The sequence below is a fragment of the uncultured Campylobacter sp. genome (assembly GCF_937949835.1).
Classification (GTDB): Bacteria; Campylobacterota; Campylobacteria; order Campylobacterales; family Campylobacteraceae; genus Campylobacter_B.
Window position 1 is genome coordinate 1 of the sequence record NZ_CALEDC010000254.1, and the last position, 1,164, is coordinate 1,164.

General features: G+C 43.6%; 3 protein-coding genes and 1 pseudogene. 3 read left to right on the forward strand and 1 reads right to left on the reverse strand.

Going from position 1 to position 1,164, the window contains the following annotated elements; all coding sequences use genetic code 11:
• The 3 genes and pseudogenes from Q0256_RS05805 to Q0256_RS05815 all read left to right on the forward strand — a co-directional run.
• A pseudogene (locus Q0256_RS05805) lies at nucleotides 1-260 on the forward strand (hypothetical protein); the annotation flags it as partial.
• Nucleotides 257-391 carry a hypothetical protein gene (locus Q0256_RS05810; RefSeq protein ID WP_297961018.1) on the forward strand — a complete coding sequence of 45 codons (135 nt, stop codon included), beginning with the start codon at nucleotides 257-259 and terminating at the stop codon, nucleotides 389-391. The pseudogene Q0256_RS05805 and the gene Q0256_RS05810, both read left to right, overlap by 4 nt.
• Before the next feature lie 186 nt (nucleotides 392-577).
• The gene (locus tag Q0256_RS05815) at nucleotides 578-901 is read left to right on the forward strand and encodes a hypothetical protein (RefSeq protein WP_297961020.1); all 324 of its coding nucleotides are present in this window, start codon (nucleotides 578-580) and stop codon (nucleotides 899-901) included.
• Nucleotides 902-964: 63 nt separating this feature from the next.
• Here Q0256_RS05815 and Q0256_RS05820 read toward each other — a convergent pair.
• Nucleotides 965-1,164: hypothetical protein (locus Q0256_RS05820; RefSeq protein ID WP_297961023.1), on the reverse strand; the 200-nt coding region annotated here is incomplete at its 5' end.

Sequence of the window (1,164 nt, forward strand, 5' to 3'; positions counted from 1 at the left end):
AGGGAAAAACGACGGAGGAGATACTGATGAAAGAGCTAAAGGCTAAAAAAACCGATCCAAAGAAATATCTAAAAATAAATTTGAACGATATGAGCGTTGGATTTGATAGACCGATAGTTGGAATAGATGGTAGCGAGAATGATGTTACTGGCACTTTGCTCCTTGATAAATTCGCTATATTTAACGGCAATTATATGCAATTTAACCATTCGGAGTATCTGTGCGATACGAGAGAGAGAGAGGAAATTTTATTATCGTGAAGAAATACTATAAAGAGAGAAAAAATGCCGTAGTTGGTATCGGAAAAGGTTTTAAATTTGATAACTGCGGCAATATAAATTATCCGCTGGAAGAATATTATTTGGGCGGTAGAGATATAGAGATGCGCTAGATTCTCTAATATTAATTTCATTAAAAATTTATGGGACTTAAGACTGATGAACGCGGAGCAAAGGTATAAATTTTACGCGGCGGAGAAGTATTTGCTGGCGGTGCCTAGTTTTCTTGCTTGATTGGTGGGCGGCGGGCCTGATCGGTTCGGTTTTGTAGGTAGGCGGCGCTTTGATTTTGGCAGGTTTTGCCGATAGACGACACGCCAAACGCGCCACTTTTTGCGGCAACATTTGCGATTTTGGCTTACGCGCTGCTTTGGTATTTGTTCAAAAAGTATAAAAATTTTAAGCCAAGCAAGCTGTTTGTAAAAAATCCAAATCTTAGTTTACTACTTTTTGCGGTAGAAAATTTATCGCTCGGCGCTTTTTACGGCGGGTTTTTGGCGTGCTTGGCGGCGGGGTATTTTTGGGGCGAGCGTGCCGCCGGCTGGAGCGTGGCATTTGCATTTGCACCCGTTTGTCTGATCGTTTTCGTGATTTCGTATATGTTTAACGAAAAGAGAAGCTAAACTTATGCGCCTTTCGCGCCCGTTAAATTTTATCTCTCGCGCGGCGCGGGGTTGAACACGGATTTAGTTCGCACAAACCGAGTGCAAAATTTCGCCACGGATAAAATTCTCGCTAGCCGCCGCGTTTTGAAATTTATATAAAACGCGCTTATTGCCGCTGCGGCGTTTACAAAATTTTAAAACGGCGCGGAACTCGCCTCGCAAACGCCGATTGCGGCGCGGGCTTATCTGTACGGGTAGCGAAGCCTTCGGCGGGCTAAAGA